Here is a 20,559-nt window from a genome sequence, read left to right as displayed (position 1 = left end):
CACAAAGCCCGCTCTCCCAGCGGTAACACTATGACTTTTGATGAACTTCTCCTTGATTGGCGCGATAAACATGGCGCCAATGTGGTACCGACAGGCTGGAGCCAGGGCCGCGCTACTTTTGGCGGCCTGGTTGCTGCCATGCTCTATGAGAAAATGGCAGCGGAGGTGATTGCAGAAAGCAGTTTACGCTCACTCACCTTCTCCTTCGTCAGCCCGGTTAGCGCGGATGCGGTAAAAGTCGAAGCGCAGCTACTGCGCGCAGGCCGCTCTGTCACCCAGGTGCAGGGCCAATTACTGCAAAATAACGCGACTGTACTCGCTGGACTTGCCAGTTTTGGCAGCGGCAGGGAATCCTCCGTTAAAGTCGACACCCCTGCCGCTCCTGAGTTTGCCAGCCCGGATAAATGTATCGCCCTACCTTATATCGAGGGTGTGGTGCCAGAATTCACTCAGAAATATGACTATCGCATCGCTCGTGGCCAACTCCCCTTCAGCGGCACCACGGAGCGGCAACTGGGTGGTTGGGTGCGTTTCAAAGATGGCAGCGAATCTACTGTAGGCATTAGCCATCTACTCACACTCATCGACGCCTGGCCACCAGCTACTCTACCGATGCTAAAAGTTCCAGCACCGGCCAGCTCGCTCACCTGGACGCTGGAGCTGATGGAACCGCTACCACAACGCAGCGCGTCGGACTGGTGGCAATATTTGGCAGAGGTGGAGCAGGCTGAAGATGGCTATGCGGTGATCCAGGCGCGCCTTTGGGATAACGCGGGCAGACTCGTCGCTTTATCCCGGCAAATGGTGACTATTTTTGCTTAAGCAAACTCACTACTGACTTCCCTTCTTTTAGGCGCGCCATATAGAAACCACACCCAATACCACGCAGGGCCATATTCTAATAAAGTTAAAGAAAGTGCTCTGCGACTAGGTTCTTTACTTAATTACCAACCAGAAAATACTGACGCAGAAAAACCTGTGAACAATCGTGTAGCAGGCGCCGCTTTATTGTCAGGATAATCTCAACTGACCGACCTGTTAGTGTCTAACTTTTCTGACGCTGAGTATTTTCCTGGCAAAGCGTACAAATTAACGTCAATTAAAGTAAAAAATAAAATAAAAAAAACCTTCCTTACTCCAATTTGTAATCTACGCTATCCATTATCCCACCCTCGAAAAATCAAAGACCGAGACAAAAAGGCCACGCCTTTTTAATTTCAATCCACCGGCGATAAGAACCATGGAGAATAAAAAATGATAAGAAAAATCTGTATATCCCTTGCTCTACTGATCAGCTATCCCGCTAGTGCGGCAGATTTTGAGGATGTATGGGATGCGATCACCTCATGCAACTGGTTCGAATTTATCGATGATGTGGATGACACGGGCTCAAAAGATCTGGATGGCTACGAGTATGGTGACACCAGCTTCGAAGATGCCAACTCAGGCAAATTTGACATGATGGTGTATAACATGGATGGATTTTTACAATGTATTGGTGGCAACAGTAAGTCAGATTTCAAACAAATTATTCGCACTTTTAATGATGACCCCAAGGATCTCTGGTTAATGCAGGAGGTGTGGAGTAAAACCAAAGCCAACTACCTGGATGACGATGACAAGCTGAGCAACGATACGGTTCCCTATCGTTCAAAACACTGGAAAGGTGGCGGCACCTCTTTTGGTAACGGCTTGCTGACTTTTTCCAAATTCCCCTTTGACCGGGACAATCGCGACGATAACGATTATTCCTTTGCCACTTATGAAGAGGAAACTTTTGATAAATGCTCAGGCAACGATTGTGATACCGAGAAAGGTTTCACCGTGGCCAACGTTGAAGTGACGGAGAACTATCATGTGCATATCTATAACACCCACATGGATGCGGGCCATCAAGATGCCGACCTAAACGCCAAGGCAAAGCAACTTGATCAAATCGCCGATATGATTGTCTCCCACTCAAATAATGCCACTGTTATTTTGGCAGGGGACTTCAATATGGCATTCGATGAAAATGATGATGGCTGGCGCGGCGTTAACTACCAAACCTGGAAGGCCTTTTTCGAAAAAACCGGCGGTAAGCACGCCTGCCAATATATGCTCTCTGGCAATGACACCAGCCTGGAAGCCTGCTCCGATGAGCTACAAAATGACACAGACCATGTAGTAATCATCAACAATAATCCCAACTACACACTGGAAGTCACTGATTATTTTATCGGTTCTGCAACTTATTCTGGGTTAAGCGACCACGACCCAGTTTTTGTAGATTTTTCCTGGGTTAAAAACTAATCCCTAAAAGGGCTCCTTCCACTGCAACGTGGAGGGAGCCTTAGAGCCATTTTTTCCAATAAAAAAAGGCGATTTGTCCGGCAAGTGCAGCTACTAACAAAATACAAAATACCAAGAATCCCTCTCGAGCTTGAGCCCATGGAATCCCACCAACATTAATTCCAAACAATCCAGTTAAAAAGCTCAGAGGCAGGAAAATTGCTGCAACCATCGACAATACATACATACGACTATTCAGCTGTTCGGAGCTACGGCTTAGTAGTTCCTCCTGAGCAATTGCCGCCCGTTCACGAATTGTATCTATATCATCGATATGCCGCTGCAGGCGCTCATTAATATCCGCTAGTAGGATATGGCTCCCTTCATCAAACCAGGGAGCCGACTCCTGCTGCATACGAGTTAAAACCTCCCTCTGTAGGCAGAGGTATCGGCGCAATGCTATTGTCCTCTTACGAAACTGAACCAGGTTCGCCCCCAGATCTTTCACCGACCATTCGAGTAATTGATCCTCAAGTTCATCGACCTTTTCCTCAAAGTCATCAACCCGGTCTCCCATACGCAGCACGAGTAAATCTGCCAGGGACACTACCAATGCCGCTGTCCCCCGTGGCCCACAACCACTGCACAACCGGGAGATCAAATCCTCCTCGGCCAACAGGCGTCTCTTACCAATACTGATGACACGATTCTCTTCCACCCATATTCGAATAGAGACCCGGCTCTCTCTCCGTGCTTTATGCTTTGGATCGACTCCACACAAAGCTAGAAATAATCCATCACCTACAGCCAGGGTACGCGGTCGCACCTCTTTGGCCAGCAATGCTTCTTTAACCACAGTAGGCAATTCACTACTATCGCTTATCCAAGTTAAAACCTCTTCGCAAGCACTATCAAAATGGAGCCACAACACCCCCTGGCGGGGATGCCAAGACTCCACCTCCGGCCAAGCCACTTCTCGGCCCGATCCATTTCGATCGAGCAAGGTTGCACGAACGTGCTCAGATTCCATGGACATAGACTTCCATTTACTGAACTTTCATTTAAAAAATTGCACCCCATAGGAGCGCTCTTAAACCTCACCCAACAAACAAAATTAAGTTACAAGAACATCCAGACATAACGCATACGGATTACTCGGCCTGACTCAAGTGCGCTAATCCGGCAGCATTCTGTTCCCAGTTTTGCCCATCAAATGGCTCGACCTCTAATTCCTGCGGCACAATATCGAGACAACGCGCATTGAGGCTGTAACCATCGGGATTGGAGCGCGGTATGTAAAAGGGCTTTACACCGCAATGACGACAAAAATAGTGTTTTGCCACACCCGTATTAAAAGTGTAACAAGTGAGGGCTTCCTCTCCCCGCTCCAGCTGGAAGTTTGCCGCAGGTACGATCAGATGTAAGTAACCCACCTTTTCGCACATAGAGCAATTACAGGCGTGCGCCACCAGCGGCTCTCCATTTTGGCGACGATGTATCGCACGAAAGCGCACAGCATCACAGTGGCAACCGCCCTGCAGTGGCAAGGTAACTTCACTCATTATTAGATTGATCCAGATTAAATAATGGACGTGCCCACAATAGGGATAAAATTGAGAGGGCAAGAAGTAGGTGGAACCAATTAGTACGGGCAAGGCCCAACAGTCGTGAAGCTCCGGTGCCAATAAAGAGCCCATTGAACACCACTAACAGTGCACCAGCGCCAATTACCAGGGCTTGGTTGCGCTTGAGCCGGCGCGGCGCTATCAGCTCCAATAATGCTACCAATAACCACAGTACCAGCCCCACAGTAGAAAAGAGGTCGATCACTGTAAGGGCTGACATGCTGCTACTTTGCGCGAGACCAATTGCCCCAGCCAATATCAAAACCATTACCAGATAAGCCGGCGCGCGAGTATCTCGGCCCCAAGAGATTTCCAGACGTGCCCAGGCAAGACCTATGCCGATCAACAGGAAAGAGGCAAAACCGGAGATCTGCGCAAGTGCCCGATGCAGCTCTGTCACTCCGGGATCGATGCCATAGCGATAAGCGCCCACCAGGGCGGCCAGGGCCATAATCATCAGGGCGGCCACGATTATCAGAGCTGCCGATTGAAAGCGCGCGCGGGTGAGATACCAATACTGGTTGGCAACCAGTAGGCTAGCGAGACCAAGGAGTGCATCGAGAAGCCAGTAGTTGTGCAAAATTTTCCCCTTTTTCGACAAATTCTAACCGAAAAATCCCTGGGGCAAGTGCCTTTATTCCGTGTGAAGCCACTTTGAAAAGCTACAAAAAAACCCGGCACTGGGCCGGGTTTTTTCAGGCTTCATCAGCTCGAGAGGTTTACGCCTCTTCGGAACCCTGTTTCGCCTCTTCGGAAGCGGCTTGGTCAGCCTTGGCTTCCTTGATGGACAGTTTGATACGTCCGCGCTGGTCAACGTCGAGCACCTTAACCTTAATCTTCTCACCTTCACTCAGGTAATCGGTTACGGCATTTACACGCTCTTCAGCGATCTGGGAGATATGCACCAGACCGTCTTTGCCCGGCAGGAAGTTAACGAATGCACCGAAGTCTACGATGCGTACCACGGTACCTTCGTAGATAGCGCCAATCTCAGCTTCCGCAGTGATCTCCTCGATGCGGGTTACCGCCGCTTCCAGGCTCTCACCGTCTTCACCGAAGACTTTGATAGTGCCGTCATCTTCGATATCGATGGAGGCGCCGGTCTCTTCAGTGATGGAGCGGATAGTCGCACCACCCTTACCGATCACGTCGCGGATCTTGTCCGGATGGATCTTCAGGGTCGCGTAGCGCGGTGCGTTCTCATTCACGGTGGTACGGGAAGAGTCGATCACCTTGTTCATTTCCGCGAGGATGTGCAGACGTGCGTGCAGGGCCTGCTCCAGAGCGGTTTCCATGATCTCTTCGGTAATACCTTCGATCTTGATGTCCATCTGCAGCGCGGTTACACCAGAGGCGGTACCCGCTACTTTGAAGTCCATATCGCCGAGGTGGTCTTCGTCACCGAGGATATCGGTCAGAACCGCATAGCCTTCGTCTTCCTTCACCAGACCCATAGCGATGCCGGCTACCGGTGCCTTCAGCGGAACACCCGCATCCATCAGCGCCAGGCTGGAACCACATACTGAAGCCATGGAGCTGGAACCGTTGGATTCAGTGATCTCGGAAACCACACGTACGGTGTAGGGGAAGCTGTCCGGGCTCGGCAGAACTGCAGCGATACCGCGACGAGCGAGGCGGCCGTGACCGATTTCGCGACGACCGGTAGCACCTACACGACCCGCTTCACCTACAGAGTAGGGAGGGAAGTTGTAGTGCAGCATAAAGTAGTCTTTGCGCTCACCTTCCAGGGCGTCGATGATCTGTGCATCGCCAGTGGAACCGAGGGTAGCCACTACCAGAGCCTGGGTCTCACCACGGGTGAACAACGCAGAGCCGTGGGACTTGGGCAGAGCACCAACTTCCACTGCGATCGAGCGTACAGTTTTGCTGTCGCGACCGTCGATACGGGGCTCGCCGCGCACTACAGCGCCGCGCACCAGTTTCTTCTCCAGCTTGCCGAAGTAGCTTTTTACCAAATCGGCGCTAATTTCTTCAGTAGCCAGGGCTTCAGCGGCTTCGCTGCGCAGTTCCGCCAGGCGGGTGCTGCGCTCTTGCTTGTTGGTGATGCGGTAGGCTTCGGCAACCTTCTCGCCGAACTGACCTTCCAGGGCAGTTTTCAGCTCGGTATTTTCTGCAGGTGCCTGCCAGTCCCATTGGGGCTTGCCCGCTTCCGCTTTCAGTTCTTCACAAACCTTGATGATGGCCTGCATCTCTTGGTGTGCGTAGAGTACGGCACCGAGCATGATGTCTTCCGGCAGCTCTTGCGCTTCAGATTCCACCATCAACACAGCGTCTTTGGTACCGGCAACGACCATGTCCAGCTCGGAGGTCTTCAGAGCTTCATAACCCGGGTTTAACAGGTAACCGTCTTGCTGGGTGTAACCCACGCGTGCAGCGCCTATGGGGCCTGCGAAAGGAATACCGGAAACAGACAGCGCTGCAGAAGTGCCGATCATGGCAGCGATATCCGGATCCATATCCTTTTCGGCGGAAAGTACGGTACACATTACCTGTACTTCATTCATAAAGCCGTTGGGGAACAGTGGGCGGATCGGGCGATCGATCAGACGGGAAGTCAGGGTTTCTTTTTCAGACGGACGGCCTTCACGCTTGAAGAAACCACCGGGAATTTTGCCAGCCGCGTAGGCTTTTTCTTGATAATGCACGGACAACGGGAAGAAGCCCTGATCTGGCTTGGCTTCTTTAGCGCCGACAACAGTACACAGGACGACGGTCTCACCCATGCTAACCAGGGCAGCACCGGTTGCCTGGCGCGCGATGCGGCCGGTCTCGATGGTGACTTGGTGTTGTCCGTATTGGAAAGTTTTGCTTACTGGATTCACTAGTTTTTTCCTATTTCCTTACGGTTACTGGCCCATTCCAGTAACCCCTACATAGTTGCCCGGGAGAGAGTTCCGAAAGCCTCACCCGAGGCGGCACGGGGATGTGCCACCACCGACCTGGGGTGGCCGGTGCAAACACTACACATCCAGCTCGGGTTGTTTTCCGCTGGCCTGTGCAGTGCGACTTCTGAAAAATGACAGTAAGGCCACTTTTCAGCAAGCATTAAAAAAGAATGCCCGCCAGAGGCGGGCATTCCAGGGTCTTAGCGACGCAGGCCGAGCTTGGCGATCAGCTGTGCGTAACGATTCAGATCCTTGCGCTTCAGGTAGTCCAGCAGCTTACGGCGCTGGTTTACCATGCGGATCAGACCACGACGAGAGTGGTGATCCTGCTTGTGCGCAGAGAAGTGACCCTGCAGTTTGTTGATGTTAGCGGTCAGCAGGGCCACCTGGACTTCCGGAGAACCGGTATCGCCTTCAGATTGGCCGTGCTCTTTCAGGATGGCTGCTTTTTCAACTGCAGACAGTGCCATAACGAATTACCTCGTCGTAATATGCTTTAAAAGATTCGGCTGGCCCGTGCATATTTACAGACCAGCTAATCGTGAATGCGGCTGCGCCGCGAGGGCACCTTGCGGGTTACCGAATGTTGGCTTTCACCAAAAAGCAGCTTCCACTCAAGTGCCACTTACCAGACGTCGTGGTGCCACGCACCCTTCGTCGGTAATTTCTCCTACGCCCAGAAAATCACCGTTTTCCAGGAAGAGGCGCACCATATCACCTTCTGTACCGATACGGTAGACCTGCAAATCCATTACCGGTTGCCCCTGACGCACATAGTAACCAGAGTCGTCCGGCAGGACGAGTTTGGGCAGTGAGGACGCTGGAGAATCCATCGGCAACAAGTGGTGATCAAGCACTTCTGCCTTATCTTCACCGCGTTCTTCTGTAAGCTCATCCAGGGTCACTGCGTCGGCTTCATCGAAGGGGCCGGCGGCACTGCGGTGCAGTACCTCCACATAGGCGCCTACACCCAGAGCTTGACCCAGGTCCTCGGCAATACTGCGAATATAGGTTCCCTTGGAACAGTGCACCTCAACTTCCGCACGAGGCTGTGCGCCCGGCGTAAAGCTCAGCAGTTCAAACTCAAAAATTTCCACTTCACGCGCTTCGCGTTCCACTTCCAAGCCCTGGCGCGCCAGCTTATATAGAGGCTGCCCCTTGTGCTTAAGGGCGGAATACATGGAGGGCACCTGTTTGATGCTGCCGCGAAAGGCTTCCATGGCCTTGAGCACTGCTTTTTCGGTCAAACCGGAAGCATCTTTGGTTTCCAGTACATCGCCATCGGCATCGCCACTGGCAGTGGTCATACCGAAGACAAAGGTGCTGCGGTAACGCTTGTCAGCATCGAGCAGGTACTGGGAAAACTTGGTGGCTTCGCCAAGACAGATCGGCAGCACACCGGTTGCCAGTGGATCTAAGGCCCCGGTATGACCGGCGCGATTGGCAAAAAAGAGTCGTTTGGCTTTCTGCAGGGCGTCATTGGCGGTAATACCGGCGGGCTTGTTTAATAACAGCACGCCGTGAACCGGCCGGCCCCATTTTGGTCTACGGCCCATGGATCAATCTTCGTTAGAGTCGCTGTCGTCTTGGTGCTTGCGATCGGCGCGCACCGCCTTGTCGATCAGAGCGGAGAGCTCCTGGCCGCGCACCGAGGTCTCGTCGTAGCGGAAATACAGACGCGGGATGGTGCGTATCTGGATGGCGCGCGCCAACTGGCTGCGCAGAAAACCTGCGGCCTTGTTAAGCACTTCCATCGAGGTATTGATCTTACTGCGGTCGTCCTCACCCACAAAGGTGACAAACACTTTTGCGGTGGTCAGATCACGGCTGACTTCAACATCGTTGATATTGACCATGCCCAGACGCGGGTCGCGCACTTCCTGCTGAATCAGCTGGGCCAGTTCGCGACGCATAGCATCGGCGACGCGGTCGGCGCGTTGGAATTCTCTTGCCATTGTTTACCTATTGAGAATGGCGGTTTAAAGACAGGAAAACCCGCACGGCCAAAGCCGCGCGGGTTTTCCTTCACCAGGTGCCGGAACGCTTTACAGTTCGCGGGCAACCTTGACGATATCGTAAACTTCGATCTGGTCACCGGACTTAACGTCGTTGTAGTCCTTCACCCCGATACCACACTCCATACCGTTGCGCACATCCTGCACATCGTCTTTAAAGCGGCGCAGGGATTCCAGCTCGCCCTGGTAGATTACAACGTTGTCGCGCAGCACGCGGATCGGCTTGTTGCGGTAAACGGTACCCTCGGTAACCATACAACCGGCAATCGCGCCAAACTTCGGTGAGCGGAATACATCGCGAACCTGGGCAATACCCACAATCTCTTCGCGAACTTCCGGCTCCAGCATACCAGACAGTGCCTGCTTCACTTCGTCGAGCAGGTTGTAGATCACGCTGTAGTAGCGAATCTCTACGCCTTCGGTCTCTGCAGTTTTACGCGCTGCAACATCGGCACGGGTGTTAAAGCCCAGTACGATAGCACCAGAGGTCAGTGCCAGGTTGATATCGTTCTCGGCGATACCACCCACACCACTGGAGACTACATTTACGGAAACCTCTTCGTTACCGATATCCGCCAGTGCACCCAGAATAGCTTCCAGGGAACCACGCACGTCGGCCTTGATAACAACCGGCAGCACCTTGCGCTCGCCAGCTTCCATATCCGCAAACATGTTTTCCAGCTTGGCTGCCTGCTGGCGCTGCATACGATCGCGTCGCTCGCTGTCAGCGCGCTGTTCAGCCACCTCACGGGCCTTGCGCTCATCGGCAACCACCATGAACTCGTCACCGGCATTCGGGGTGGAATCCAGACCCAGCAGCTCTACTGGGGTGGACGGACCAGCCTCCTTCACCTGCTTGCCGTGCTCGTTGGTCATGGCACGTACGCGACCATAGCTCTGACCAGCCAAGATAATGTCGCCGCGCTTCAATTCGCCATTCTGCACCAGCAGGGTAGCAACAACACCGCGGCCTTTTTCCAGGCGGGACTCAATCACAACGCCAGTGGCCGGTACATTTACCTTGGCCTTCAGCTCCAGCATTTCCGCTTGTAGGGACACCGCTTCCAGGAGGTCATCAATACCCTGTCCTGTGTGCGCAGATACATTAATGAATTGAGTGTCACCACCCCAGTCTTCTGGGATTACGTCTTTTGCAGCCAACTCATTTTTCACGCGATCGGGATCCGCGGCTTCTTTGTCGCACTTGTTCACGGCAACAACCAGCGGTACACCAGCGGCGCGAGCGTGATTCACGGCTTCCTCGGTCTGCGGCATAACGCCATCATCGGCGGCCACTACCAGGATTACCACGTCGGTGGCCTGAGCACCGCGGGCGCGCATGGCAGTAAAGGCGGCGTGTCCCGGAGTATCCAGGAAGGCGATCTCGCCCTGGCTGGTTTTCACTCGGTAGGCACCGATATGCTGGGTAATACCACCAGCCTCACCAGAAGCCACCTTGGTCTTGCGGATATAGTCGAGCAGAGAGGTTTTACCGTGGTCGACGTGTCCCATTACGGTTACTACCGGCGCGCGGGTAACCTCGGTGCCCTCTTGAGCCTTGGCATGCGCCACCAAGCTGTCTTCCAGCTCGGTCTCGGAGCGCATTACGACTTTGTGGCCCATTTCCTCGATGATCAACTGTGCAGTCTCACGGTCCAGGCTCTGGTTGATGGTAGCCATCTCGCCCATTTTCATCAGGCGCTTGATCAGCTCCCCAGCCTTCACATTCATCTGCTTGGCCAGTTCTGCGACAGTGATGGTATCGCCCAACTGTACTTCGTACACCTGCTTCTCCGTGGGCCGTTTAAACCCATGAGTCGGTTTAATTTTCAGATTCGGACGAGACAGGGAGCGCGTGCTGCGCTTGCTGGCTTCATCTTCCTCAAATACTTCCAGTGCCTGCTCGTACAGAGAGGTTTTGCTGGACTTCTTCGGGCCGGACTTGGAGCGACGACCTCGACGCTTGCGGGGCTCGTCCTCAGCACGAGCAGCTTCGCTTGGGGCGGCTTCTAGCTTGCGGCGCAAAGAGGGTTTAACCTCTTCGGTTTTTTCCGTAGCTTTGGTGGGCTTCGCCTTAGCAGCCTGAGAGGCCTGAGCAGCCTTCTCTTTTTTCTCTTGGGCGGCGCGTCGGTCGGCTTCTACTTTCGCCTTCTTCTCTTCTAGCTCGCGCTTCTCTTGCTCAGCCTGCTGCTTGCGACGCTCCATCGCGGCGATACGCATCGCCTCAATATCGTCTACATACGTTGAGCGGATGGGTGCGGCGGGTTCCGCCTTTTTCGCTACATTATCTACGGGTTTACCCTCTGCCTTATTATCGGCTTTCTGTGCTTCTTTAGCGGCTTCCGCTGCGGCAGCTTCCGCGCGAGCCTTCTCTTCTGCCTCGGCAGCGGCCTTCGCCTCTGCCTCAGCCTTCAAACGTGCTTCCTCTTCCTCAGCAGCGCGACGAGCGGCCTCAGCTTCAGCGGCAGCCTTGGCTTCCGCTGCTGCTTTAGCTTCAGCGGCTGCTTTGGCTTCCGCTTCTGTGATAGCAGTAGCATCCGCGCCCTGAAGAGCCTCTTCCACCTCGGCAGCGCTCTCGGTACCAGCTCCTGTTTCAAGCTCAGCCTGTGGACGCTTCACATAAGTGCGCTTCTTGCGCACTTCCACGTTTACAGTTTTACGGCCGGTGCCAGAGCCGGTTTTCAGCGTGGTTGTGGTCTTGCGCTTCAAGGTGATCTTGCGTGGGCTAGCGCCCTGCTCCCCGTGACTGCTTTTCAGGAAACTGAGCAGGACCTGCTTTTCCTCATCTGACACCACTGCATTCGCAGAGGTGTGAGGCAAACCCGCTTCTTTCATCTGCTTGAGCAGACGGTCTTCGGTGGCACCAACCGATTTGGCGAGTTCGCTAACTGTTACTTCGGCCATTCTCTCTCCTAAAAGTCACTTGGTCGGAGGGGGTTACTTATACGTAATACTTATTGCGGTGTGTTTAAGCCTGCTCGCCATCATCGTCGGCAAACCAGGGCTCACGCGCCTTCATAATCAGCGCTGCGGCGCGCCCCTGATCGAGACCCTCGATATCGAGCAGGTCATCCACCGCTTGTTCCGCCAGGTCTTCCATCGTGGAAATACCGCGGCTGGCCAGCTGGAAGGCCAGGTGGCGCTCCATACCATCCATATTCAACAGATCTTCCTGGGGCTCAGAAGCATCCAGCTTTTCTTCAGAGGCCAGGGCCTGGGTGAGCAGGGAATCCTTGGCTCGGGCGCGCAATTCTTCGGCGATATCCTCATCGAAGCCCTCGATTCCGAGCATCTCTTCGATGGGCACGTAAGCCACTTCCTCTAGGGAGGTAAAGCCCTCTTCCACCAGTACAGCGGCGACATCTTCATCAATATCCAGGCGATCGATAAACACCTGCATGATGGAGCTGGATTCAGCCTCCTGCTTATTCTGCCACTCGTCGGAACTCATGACATTGATTTGCCACTGAGTCAGCTCTGAAGCCAAGCGAACATTCTGGCCACTGCGGCCGATAGCCATAGCGAGATTTTCCTCAGCTACCGCCACATCCATAGAACCGGTGTCTTCGTCGACAACGATGGATTCAATTTCCGCCGGCGCCATGGCGTTGATTACAAACTGGGCCGGATTTTCGTCCCACAGCACGATATCTACACGCTCACCAGACAGCTCATTGGAGACTGCCTGAACACGCGCACCGCGCATGCCCACACAAGCACCGACAGGATCGATGCGGCCGTCATTGGTGTTTACTGCGATTTTTGCACGCAGGCCGGGATCGCGGGCCGCGCCTTTAATTTCGATTACCTGCTCGGAGATTTCCGGCACTTCAATGCGGAACAATTCGATAATCATTTCCGGGCAAGAGCGGCTCAGCATTAGCTGAGGGCCGCGGGCTTCCGGCTGGATTTCCAACAGAATTGCGCGCACACGATCACCGAGTCGGAAAATTTCGCGGCCAACCAACTGGTCGCGGGGCAGGCGCGCTTCGGCGTTATTCCCCAGGTCCACAGCAATAAAGTCGCGCGTCACTTTTTTCACAGTGCCGCTGACCATCTCGCCTACGCGATCGCGGTACTCGTCTACAACTTTGGCGCGCTCGGCTTCACGTACTTTTTGCACGATAACCTGCTTTGCGGTCTGTGCAGCGATGCGGCCAAATTCTACATTTTCCACCTGCTCGCGGAAAACGTCACCTGCTTTCAGGTCAGCATCTTTTTCGTGAGCTTCTTCCAGGGTGAACTGGGTACCCAGCTCCGCCAGAACTTCATCACCGACTACTTCCCAGCTGCGGAAAGTCTCGTAATCGCCCGAACGACGATCAATGATAACCTCAATGGTTGAATCTTCGTCGTAGCGCTTCTTCGTGGCCGTTGCCAATGCCGCTTCGATGGCCTGGAAAATAATCTCCTGGTCAACGCCCTTCTCGTTGGATACCGCCTCGGCTACCAGCAAGATCTCTTTGTTCATGCAACTGTGCCTCAAAATCGCCTGAGCTCAGGCTCCTACAGGTTACTTGGTAAATTGGGGAATAATATTTGCTTTCTCGATGCTGTCGATCGGCAGCAGGTATTCATTTTCACTGTCCACGCGCAGAACGACTTCATCCCCTTCCACACCGGCCAGCAGGCCGCGCCACTTGCGCTGACCGTCGAGCGGCATACGCAGGCGCACCTCGATTTGGGCACCGGCAAAACGCTCGTACTGCTCCAGCTTATACAGGGGACGGTCTAGTCCTGGGGAGGAGACCTCCAGGGTATATCTACCGCTAATGGGGTCTTCCACATCCAGTACGGCACTGGCCTGGCGACTGACTTTCTCGCAGTCCTCCACACCTATGCCATTTTCAGAATCGATATAGATGCGCAGCAGCGCGTTGCGACCATGGGTCTGATAATCGATCCCCCACAGTTCACACCCCAGCGATGCCACCACCGGCGCCAGAAGTTCTTCCAGCAATTCGCGTTTGCTCGCCATTTACGTCACCACATACAAAAAATGGGCCTGCGGCCCACTTCGAAAATTATCTGCAACTTTTCTTGCAGATACGAAAAAGCCCCTGACGGGGCTTTGACCGCACATTCATGCAGCCAGTATGCATGAATGCAAAATTTGGTAGCGGGGGCAGGATTTGAACCTACGACCTTCGGGTTATGAGCCCGACGAGCTACCAGGCTGCTCCACCCCGCAACAACACATGCGCATCAAAGCTTTTATAGAAAAGCAAAATTGGTAGCGGGGGCAGGATTTGAACCTACGACCTTCGGGTTATGAGCCCGACGAGCTACCAGGCTGCTCCACCCCGCAACAACAAATGCACATCAAAGTTTTTGCTAAAAGCAAAATTGGTAGCGGGGGCAGGATTTGAACCTACGACCTTCGGGTTATGAGCCCGACGAGCTACCAGGCTGCTCCACCCCGCAACAACTCCGAGAAACAAAGCCTGGTTGACCTTTGTTTCCCTGCGGCGGGACCAGCCCAACCACTCAAGAGGCTGCGCATTCTATGGTTAGCGTCCCCATGAGTCAAGCCACAATTGGCATTTGTTTTCCCCTTCAGTCGGGAACAGCCTCGAATATACCTCGCTGATCAGTATAGAAAAGGAAGAAAATCCCGCAAATACAGCCCACTGCATATGCCGATTCTTACTTCCAATGCCACGGCCCTGTGTGTATTCATCACATCAAGCCTTGCTGTTTAGCGGGTGAGCTGGTGCACTATGGCACGCCGTACCGGTGGAAAATGTTCACTGATACGCAATATCGCTCTGCGTAATAATTTCGCTGGCAGTCGATCATCGGTGAAAAGGTCCACAACCCGGTTAGTACCGGTATAAATAGGGTGCGAATCCAAACGGTGCTGATCCTGATAGCGAGACAATGCAAGGGAGAGCCCCGCCGGCTGATACAGCCGCGTTACATTATGCAATTGGCTAGCCAGAGTATTCGCGCCGGCCAAGCCCAGGTTAAAACCGTGCGCCGTAACGGGGTGCATCCCCACCGCAGCATCTCCCACCAGGGCAAAGCGCTCAGCAAGAAATCGATGGGCATAAACTGCCACCAGCGGGTAACAATGGCGCCTAGTGAAAGCCTCAACAGCCCCAAGAGCCCCAGCGCTCTCTCTCTGCACATGGGCCGCAAATTCCCTATCGCTGTAGGCCATCATTTCCTCGGCACAATTGGCGGATACCGTCACTACCGCCGAACAGGTTTGCGCATCGGACATTGGCAGTAGAGCAAGGGTTGAACCGTAGCGAAAACACTCCCGGGCAACGCCACCATGCTCCCGCTCTGTGCGCACCGGACCTAGCACCGCAACCCTGCCGAAGTCGCGCATATCTGCGCCAATCCCAGCCATACGACGAACCTCAGAAAAGCGGCTGTCCGCCGCCACCAACAAGGCCGCAGTAACAACCTGCCCCCCCTCAAGCTGTACCAGTCGCCGACTCGTCTCGCAACGTGTGCCAATCACCTTACTATTAGGCAGCAGCTGTATATTGCTATCCTCACGCACCGCCTCATAAAGCACCCGCCGAATTGCAGCATTGGGCACAATAAAGCCCAGTGGACCTCGCCCCCGAGTATCGAAGTCCAGACTAGAGGGGGAATCGCCATCCACCACCTGCGCAGACTGCAGCGAACTCTGCTCCTCGGGCTTCAGCCGCTGCCAGGCTCCTAGAGACTGCAACAATCTTACGGATTTGTGAGTGAGCGCAATTTCCCGCCCATCGTTCGCTGGACACGCCAGCATTTCATCATCCTGGCGCTCCAGTAACGTTACCCTGCAATCCCGAGCAGCCAGCATAAGCGCCAAAGCCAGACCCGCAGGGCCCGCCCCTACAATCGCGACATCTGTGTGCAGCATCCTCCCCCCCCCCTAGAACATCCCACTTCAATTTCTGCTTGTGATAAATAACTTTTGTTATCGACCGATCGAAGCTCACTGTATGCTGGAGTAACAGCGGGGCAACTGATACAAATCAGAAAACCTCAAGGCAGGCGCAACAAGAGAATAGACACATACAAAGGATCGTATATGCAGGTAGAAATCGATATCGTCGACGCTTTCACCAGCGCCCAATTTGGAGGCAACTCTGCAGCGGTAATCATTACTGAAAAGTGGCTCAGCGAGCCCTTGATGCAATCCATCGCCGCACAAAACAATCTCTCAGAAACAGCATTCCTACTCAAAAAACGCAGCGACAGCGAATATCATATCCGCTGGTTTTCTCCGTTAACCGAAATCGACTTTTGTGGCCACGCCACCCTGGCCTCTGCTTTTGTAGTCTTTCGAAAGCACCCACATTTAAAAGCTTTGGATTTATTTGCCGAGGCAGTCGGTGAGATGCATGTCACTCATAGAGGGGACGGCCTGATCGCTATGAATTTTCCCTCCCGCACCCCACAGCCATTAGCTAACATTCCCTGTGACCTGCTCGAAGGGCTATCGATCACACCGAGAGAAGTTCTGCGCAACAATCAAGCCTACTTTGCCATTTACGCTGAAGAAGAGGATATCCTACAGCTGCAGCAGGACCCCGCCAGGCTGGCAAAACTCGCTCCCTATGATGTGGTAGTCACCGCACAATCTAGGCAATACGATTTTATATCCAGGTATTTTTGGCCCACCAATGGCGGTGATGAAGATCCAGTAACTGGCTCCATTCACACTGGACTGGCACCCTACTGGGGAGTAAAACTGGGAAGATCAAACCTGATAGCCTTCCAAGCCTCAAAACGCGGAGGCCTGCTACACTGCCAGCTTGATGGGGAGCGAGTGATCGTCTCCGGTAACGCAGTGCAATACCTTAGCGGCGTGATTGATGTAGTCGAAAAGGACAAGTAGTTCTTAGTCACTGCACGATCGTCAGATTTCACGCACAAAAAATCCTTTGCCACAAAAAAATAAATGGAAAAAAAAATGAATCACAAAGGCTCATGCCTCTGTAATGAAGTCCAGTTCACAGTGGAGGGGGCTTTTGAAAGCTTCTTCCTTTGCCACTGCGACCACTGCCGTAAAGACACTGGTTCCGCCCATGCCGCCAGCCTCTTTTCCACCTCGGCCAAGCTCCACTGGAACCACGGGGAAGAACTCATCAAAGTCTTTAAACTCCCCTCAACCCGGCACGTAAAAAGCTTCTGCGGTCAGTGCGGGTCCGCCCTGCCCTTTGCCGACAAAGAAGCAGAATTACTGGCAGTGCCCGCTGGCAGCCTTAACAGCCCTATAACCATCAGACCCAATGCACATATTTTTATGGCCAGTAAAGCCGATTGGGACAAGGACCTTGGCAAAGTACCAGAACTCGATGGTTTCCCCCAGGTTGATAAAGCCGACACCCCCTGAAAGGAACAACGGTGCCGCTTGCAAATAAGCAAAGCAGCACCTCACAACCTTTTGTAAGTTTTAGCCTGGGTGACCATCTACTCTGGGTTGAAATAGAACTGGGGTGTAGTAAATCAGGAAAAGTGAGTAACCCAGCACCCAGGCAACAATAGCAGCGAGAAAGCCACTGGGAGCCGGCGCCCAGAAAATACGGGCCAGGGCGGATAGCGCCAGTGCGGCAAACGCCAACGGCATAAGACGCGGCGCCTGTAAAATACGGCCGGTATGCCCCAAACTCACACGACTGGTCATAGCCAGAATCAAACCACCAATGCCACCCACCGCAAAAGCATGTAGCGCTGAGCTCTGCCAAGCGGGTGCGATTCCACTCCAGGCCAAAGCAGCGAGAAAACAACCCAAAATCACCAACCAATAACTGAGGTGTAGGGACCAAACCATGGGCTCCGCCCAGATCTTGGTGGGATGCCAGCGCAACACTCTTACCAGCTGCAAAACACCCAGGGTAATGGCCAGCAATGCCCAAACTATCTTGGGCAGATCCAAGGCCACACTAAGCAGTAGGAGTACGACCGCAATATGCGTGCCCCATTCCACAATGGGTAACTTCTCACGCGGGCTCAAATGGAAGCGCCGCGCAGTAAAGAAAGGAATAACCCTGCCGCCAATCACCAAAATAATCGCCGTCACCAAGAGCAGAGCCATCAACGCCACCCGGCTCTGCGCAGCGGGTAACAACCAGTGGCTGGCCGCCAGTCCAGCAAAGGCCAGCATAGCCGGCAGCACAAATAAGTTGCGCCATTGCTTGGTGCGCAGTACACGCGCCCCTAACAAGAATGCAGCCAGTAGGAAGAAAGACACCTCGGCCACGACCGGCATCCACAGAGGCACCGCCGCAAAGAGATATCCCAGGCGTGCCAGCAACCATAAACCCACCAGGCTTATTAGCTGAGTCCCCTTTGGTGAGGGAATTCCGGTCCAGGTTTGCATGGCGGTACCCAAAAAGCCCACCACTACTGCCGCGGCAAAGCCAAACAACATTTCATGGGAATGCCAGGCAACCCCCACACGTAGGGCGGGCAGCTGCCAACCGGACAGAGAGGCCTGCCAGATCAGTAATGCGATCATGCTCCACAGGGCACCCCCCCAAAAGAAAGGTCGAAAAGGCATGCGCCAGAAAGGGGCGATGGATTCCGCGCTCGCGCGGTCGACAATGGGTATCACAATCTTTTCTCCTTAAACAAAGGGAGGTTAATTCTCCCGGGGCAGGTATTTGCCTTCACAAGGCTCCATTCACAGTTAACACGCACTGCACAACGCCATTATCACTGTTTCGAAATCAGCAATTTAAACGCAGGAGCCAAGAAAGGGGTCAGCACCAATAAGTCCCGTTTCTACTCAATGCCCAATGCAATGCCAGCCTGATGATTCATCACAGTGTGAATTAACACCTGAGAGTCCATTCTAAGAATTGAGCACTCCGCTTATTTTCCCCCAATCAACCCTATTAGTTAATAGGCAAGGGGCATAGTTTATAAAATTTATAACCCTATACAAAAAGCGGGCATTTTCCCCATAAAAAAAATCAAATAATGATTGACAAAAAAGCAACCCCAGCAAAAAACCACTAACTTAAAGTTCAACTTTAAGTTAGTAAGCCAACAATTTTATTCAAAGAATCCTCACTGGCTATCGATAAAATTTATAAACATCGAAATATCAACAATTAAACAACTAGGATTTATATTTTACATTTTGTTATCTGCAGGCTTTCCTCGTACAAACAGAACACATACCAGCAGCGCCAATAAAGCCAAGTAAGCATTGACCACAAACGCACGATCAATACCTGTGGCTAAACTCGGGGCCAAGGATACTATGGTGGTATTCATTGCCAAACCTATCGCCCCACCAATAATCTGAAACATAAAAATCAGGGCTGCAGCAAGGCTAGCTCGATCAGGGCCCACTGCAGTAACAGCAGCAGTGGTAATGGTGGGAAAAAATAGACCCAGCCCAATTCCTAGAGAAATTAAGCCTGGCACTAAATGAATGTAACGAGTGTGCTCCAAGAGGTTCGATAACAAAAACATCCCTCCGCCAAGAAAGATAGCTGCCGCTGACAAAATCACTTTGGCCCCAAGCATGGCATAGAGCCTGCCAGCAACATAGGAAACAACTCCATAAGTAATCATAACTGGCAGCAAGCCGGCACCAGACCAGACAGCGGAGAATTTTAATTCTTTTATTAAAAATTGTGGTACATAAAGCAACATCGAGACAAAAATCACGGAAAGTAACAGCGTTGTAATGCCCACAGTAAAAAATCGCCCATTTGTTGCCACATCCGCAGGGATGAGTGGGCTTACCCTCGCATGAGCCTCCACCCAGGAAAAAGAACAAAATGTAATAACAGAAACGATAAGCAACCCCAAAACCAAGGAGCTACTCAAGCCCATATCCACAACAAAATCCAGAGCCAGCAAGAGTGTTAATAAAGAAATCGACAGGAAAATAATTCCTGCATAATCCACCTGCTCACCAGATTTTTCTGGACTGTCATCATCAATTACTCGCCAGCTAATCAACATAGCGATAAGCGCAATAGGGAAATTAATAAGAAATATCCAACGCCAACTAAGGAAATCAGTAAGCAAGCCTCCGAGTAGCGGCCCAACCGAATTGGCAAACCCGCAAACTGTCATAATCAAACCACCAGCCTGTCCAGCTTGATCCTCTGGCATAATTTGATAGGTCATCCCAAGAATTGCCGGCCACATCAAGGCCCCACCCACCCCCATCAGCGCCCGGCTGCCCAATAGCATCCAGACATTCACCGCAAAGCCACCCAATAGAGAAAACAGAATAAAAATACTGCTGCCAATAAAAAACAGACGGCGACGCCCAAACATATCAGCCAGGCGACCTCCGGTGACAATCAACACACCGAATACCAGTGCATAACCGTTAATTACCCACTGCATCGTAGAAATATCTGCCTGGAAATGTCTCTGCATAGCCGGTATTGCCACAGAGAAAGCTGTAAAGTCATTGGCGATTAGAAAAATCGCAAAGGTTAATGCGGTTAGAGCAATGATCTGCTTTTTTGAAAGTGCCTCTTTTGCCGCTGCCATAGGTACTCCAGGCTGCCAATAGCTGAATTTATCGGCTCAATCTATTCACAATTTTAGAAGTAAAAAGTTGATCTCAAACTTTAAAGGAGAGGGTTTAATTTGACATTTTAAGAGCTGGGATCTAATTACTGATAACAAAGTCCTATATTACTGAGAAAACCCCCTTATAAACTGTAGCCAACCAATAGTCTCCTACTTTCTTCCCAGGATTTCTACACTTCTCTCTCATACCGCCTTCTCGTTTTATCACCAACACTTACCCATGTA

General features: G+C 52.6%; 17 protein-coding genes and 3 tRNA genes. 4 read left to right on the top strand and 16 right to left on the bottom strand.

Annotation, left to right across the window (positions count from 1 at the left end):
* The first annotated feature begins 30 nt into the window (after positions 1–30).
* A complete protein-coding gene (locus ACJJIC_RS07105; RefSeq protein ID WP_444883905.1) occupies positions 31–822 on the top strand; it encodes an acyl-CoA thioesterase in 792 nt (263 codons plus the stop codon).
* A 432-nt stretch (positions 823–1,254) separates the two neighbouring features.
* Positions 1,255–2,292: an endonuclease/exonuclease/phosphatase family protein gene (locus tag ACJJIC_RS07100; protein ID WP_445356672.1), complete on the top strand. Its 1,038-nt coding sequence runs from the start codon at positions 1,255–1,257 to the stop codon at positions 2,290–2,292.
* A gap of 40 nt (positions 2,293–2,332) precedes the next feature.
* Here the strand turns inward: ACJJIC_RS07100 and ACJJIC_RS07095 are convergent, their stop codons facing one another.
* The 14 genes from ACJJIC_RS07095 to ubiM all read right to left on the bottom strand — a co-directional run bounded on the left by ACJJIC_RS07095 (position 2,333) and on the right by ubiM (position 15,682).
* Positions 2,333–3,301: a zinc transporter ZntB gene (locus tag ACJJIC_RS07095; protein WP_444910393.1), complete on the bottom strand. Its 969-nt coding sequence runs from the start codon at positions 3,299–3,301 to the stop codon at positions 2,333–2,335.
* A 121-nt stretch (positions 3,302–3,422) separates the two neighbouring features.
* Positions 3,423–3,833, bottom strand: coding sequence for a GFA family protein (locus tag ACJJIC_RS07090; protein ID WP_444910394.1), 411 nt, complete (start codon positions 3,831–3,833; stop codon positions 3,423–3,425).
* Complete coding sequence (locus tag ACJJIC_RS07085) at positions 3,826–4,476, bottom strand: hypothetical protein (RefSeq protein ID WP_444910395.1); 651 nt, start codon at positions 4,474–4,476, stop codon at positions 3,826–3,828. The genes ACJJIC_RS07090 and ACJJIC_RS07085 overlap by 8 nt, the downstream gene beginning before the upstream one ends.
* Positions 4,477–4,615: 139 nt before the next feature.
* Complete coding sequence (gene pnp, locus ACJJIC_RS07080; protein WP_444899944.1) at positions 4,616–6,739, bottom strand: polyribonucleotide nucleotidyltransferase; 2,124 nt, start codon at positions 6,737–6,739, stop codon at positions 4,616–4,618.
* A 263-nt stretch (positions 6,740–7,002) separates the two neighbouring features.
* Complete coding sequence (rpsO, locus tag ACJJIC_RS07075; RefSeq protein ID WP_252083174.1) at positions 7,003–7,272, bottom strand: 30S ribosomal protein S15; 270 nt, start codon at positions 7,270–7,272, stop codon at positions 7,003–7,005.
* A 144-nt stretch (positions 7,273–7,416) separates the two neighbouring features.
* Positions 7,417–8,358 (bottom strand): tRNA pseudouridine(55) synthase TruB, encoded by a 942-nt coding sequence (truB, locus tag ACJJIC_RS07070; protein ID WP_252083175.1) that lies wholly within the window; start codon positions 8,356–8,358, stop codon positions 7,417–7,419.
* A gap of 3 nt (positions 8,359–8,361) precedes the next feature.
* Positions 8,362–8,757, bottom strand: a complete 396-nt coding sequence (rbfA, locus tag ACJJIC_RS07065; protein WP_252083176.1) for a 30S ribosome-binding factor RbfA — start codon at positions 8,755–8,757, stop codon at positions 8,362–8,364.
* 90 nt (positions 8,758–8,847) lie between these two features.
* Positions 8,848–11,721, bottom strand: coding sequence for a translation initiation factor IF-2 (infB, locus tag ACJJIC_RS07060; protein ID WP_444883900.1), 2,874 nt, complete (start codon positions 11,719–11,721; stop codon positions 8,848–8,850).
* 64 nt (positions 11,722–11,785) lie between these two features.
* The gene (gene nusA, locus ACJJIC_RS07055) at positions 11,786–13,288 is read right to left on the bottom strand and encodes a transcription termination factor NusA (protein ID WP_445356671.1); all 1,503 of its coding nucleotides are present in this window, start codon (positions 13,286–13,288) and stop codon (positions 11,786–11,788) included.
* Positions 13,289–13,330: 42 nt separating this feature from the next.
* Positions 13,331–13,795 carry a ribosome maturation factor RimP gene (gene rimP, locus ACJJIC_RS07050; protein WP_252083179.1) on the bottom strand — a complete coding sequence of 155 codons (465 nt, stop codon included), beginning with the start codon at positions 13,793–13,795 and terminating at the stop codon, positions 13,331–13,333.
* Between the two features lie 136 nt (positions 13,796–13,931).
* Positions 13,932–14,008 (bottom strand) — tRNA-Met (locus ACJJIC_RS07045).
* Positions 14,009–14,048: 40 nt separating this feature from the next.
* A tRNA-Met gene (locus ACJJIC_RS07040) sits at positions 14,049–14,125 on the bottom strand.
* 39 nt (positions 14,126–14,164) lie between these two features.
* Positions 14,165–14,241, bottom strand: a tRNA-Met gene (locus ACJJIC_RS07035).
* 274 nt (positions 14,242–14,515) lie between these two features.
* Positions 14,516–15,682, bottom strand: coding sequence for a 5-demethoxyubiquinol-8 5-hydroxylase UbiM (gene ubiM / locus ACJJIC_RS07030; RefSeq protein ID WP_444910396.1), 1,167 nt, complete (start codon positions 15,680–15,682; stop codon positions 14,516–14,518).
* Between the two features lie 171 nt (positions 15,683–15,853).
* Between ubiM and ACJJIC_RS07025 the strand changes: the two genes are divergently transcribed.
* Positions 15,854–16,663, top strand: a complete 810-nt coding sequence (locus tag ACJJIC_RS07025) for a PhzF family protein (RefSeq protein ID WP_444910397.1) — start codon at positions 15,854–15,856, stop codon at positions 16,661–16,663.
* Positions 16,664–16,738: 75 nt separating this feature from the next.
* A complete protein-coding gene (locus tag ACJJIC_RS07020; RefSeq protein ID WP_444910398.1) occupies positions 16,739–17,161 on the top strand; it encodes a GFA family protein in 423 nt (140 codons plus the stop codon).
* A gap of 60 nt (positions 17,162–17,221) precedes the next feature.
* On the opposite strand, the gene ACJJIC_RS07015 is transcribed toward ACJJIC_RS07020, so the two are convergent.
* Both ACJJIC_RS07015 and ACJJIC_RS07010 read right to left on the bottom strand, forming a co-directional pair.
* Positions 17,222–18,382 carry an NnrS family protein gene (locus ACJJIC_RS07015; protein WP_444910399.1) on the bottom strand — a complete coding sequence of 387 codons (1,161 nt, stop codon included), beginning with the start codon at positions 18,380–18,382 and terminating at the stop codon, positions 17,222–17,224.
* Between the two features lie 524 nt (positions 18,383–18,906).
* Positions 18,907–20,292, bottom strand: coding sequence for an MFS transporter (locus ACJJIC_RS07010; RefSeq protein ID WP_445356670.1), 1,386 nt, complete (start codon positions 20,290–20,292; stop codon positions 18,907–18,909).
* Positions 20,293–20,559: the final 267 nt, after the last annotated feature.

The organism is Microbulbifer mixtoriginis (SeqCode), assembly GCF_052468275.1.
This window is presented reverse-complemented; position numbering and strand designations above follow the sequence as displayed.

Coding starts and splice junctions, on each gene's coding strand:
- ACJJIC_RS07025 (WP_444910397.1), top strand. CDS start 15,854: ATGCAGGTAGAAATCGATATCGTCGACGCTTTCACCAGCGCCCAATTT.
- ACJJIC_RS07020 (WP_444910398.1), top strand. CDS start 16,739: ATGAATCACAAAGGCTCATGCCTCTGTAATGAAGTCCAGTTCACAGTG.
- rimP (WP_252083179.1), bottom strand. CDS start 13,795: ATGGCGAGCAAACGCGAATTGCTGGAAGAACTTCTGGCGCCGGTGGTG.
- truB (WP_252083175.1), bottom strand. CDS start 8,358: ATGGGCCGTAGACCAAAATGGGGCCGGCCGGTTCACGGCGTGCTGTTA.
- ACJJIC_RS07105 (WP_444883905.1), top strand. CDS start 31: ATGACTTTTGATGAACTTCTCCTTGATTGGCGCGATAAACATGGCGCC.
- rpsO (WP_252083174.1), bottom strand. CDS start 7,272: ATGGCACTGTCTGCAGTTGAAAAAGCAGCCATCCTGAAAGAGCACGGC.
- ACJJIC_RS07090 (WP_444910394.1), bottom strand. CDS start 3,833: ATGAGTGAAGTTACCTTGCCACTGCAGGGCGGTTGCCACTGTGATGCT.
- nusA (WP_445356671.1), bottom strand. CDS start 13,288: ATGAACAAAGAGATCTTGCTGGTAGCCGAGGCGGTATCCAACGAGAAG.
- infB (WP_444883900.1), bottom strand. CDS start 11,721: ATGGCCGAAGTAACAGTTAGCGAACTCGCCAAATCGGTTGGTGCCACC.
- ACJJIC_RS07095 (WP_444910393.1), bottom strand. CDS start 3,301: ATGGAATCTGAGCACGTTCGTGCAACCTTGCTCGATCGAAATGGATCG.
- ACJJIC_RS07100 (WP_445356672.1), top strand. CDS start 1,255: ATGATAAGAAAAATCTGTATATCCCTTGCTCTACTGATCAGCTATCCC.
- rbfA (WP_252083176.1), bottom strand. CDS start 8,757: ATGGCAAGAGAATTCCAACGCGCCGACCGCGTCGCCGATGCTATGCGT.
- ACJJIC_RS07010 (WP_445356670.1), bottom strand. CDS start 20,292: ATGGCAGCGGCAAAAGAGGCACTTTCAAAAAAGCAGATCATTGCTCTA.
- ubiM (WP_444910396.1), bottom strand. CDS start 15,682: ATGCTGCACACAGATGTCGCGATTGTAGGGGCGGGCCCTGCGGGTCTG.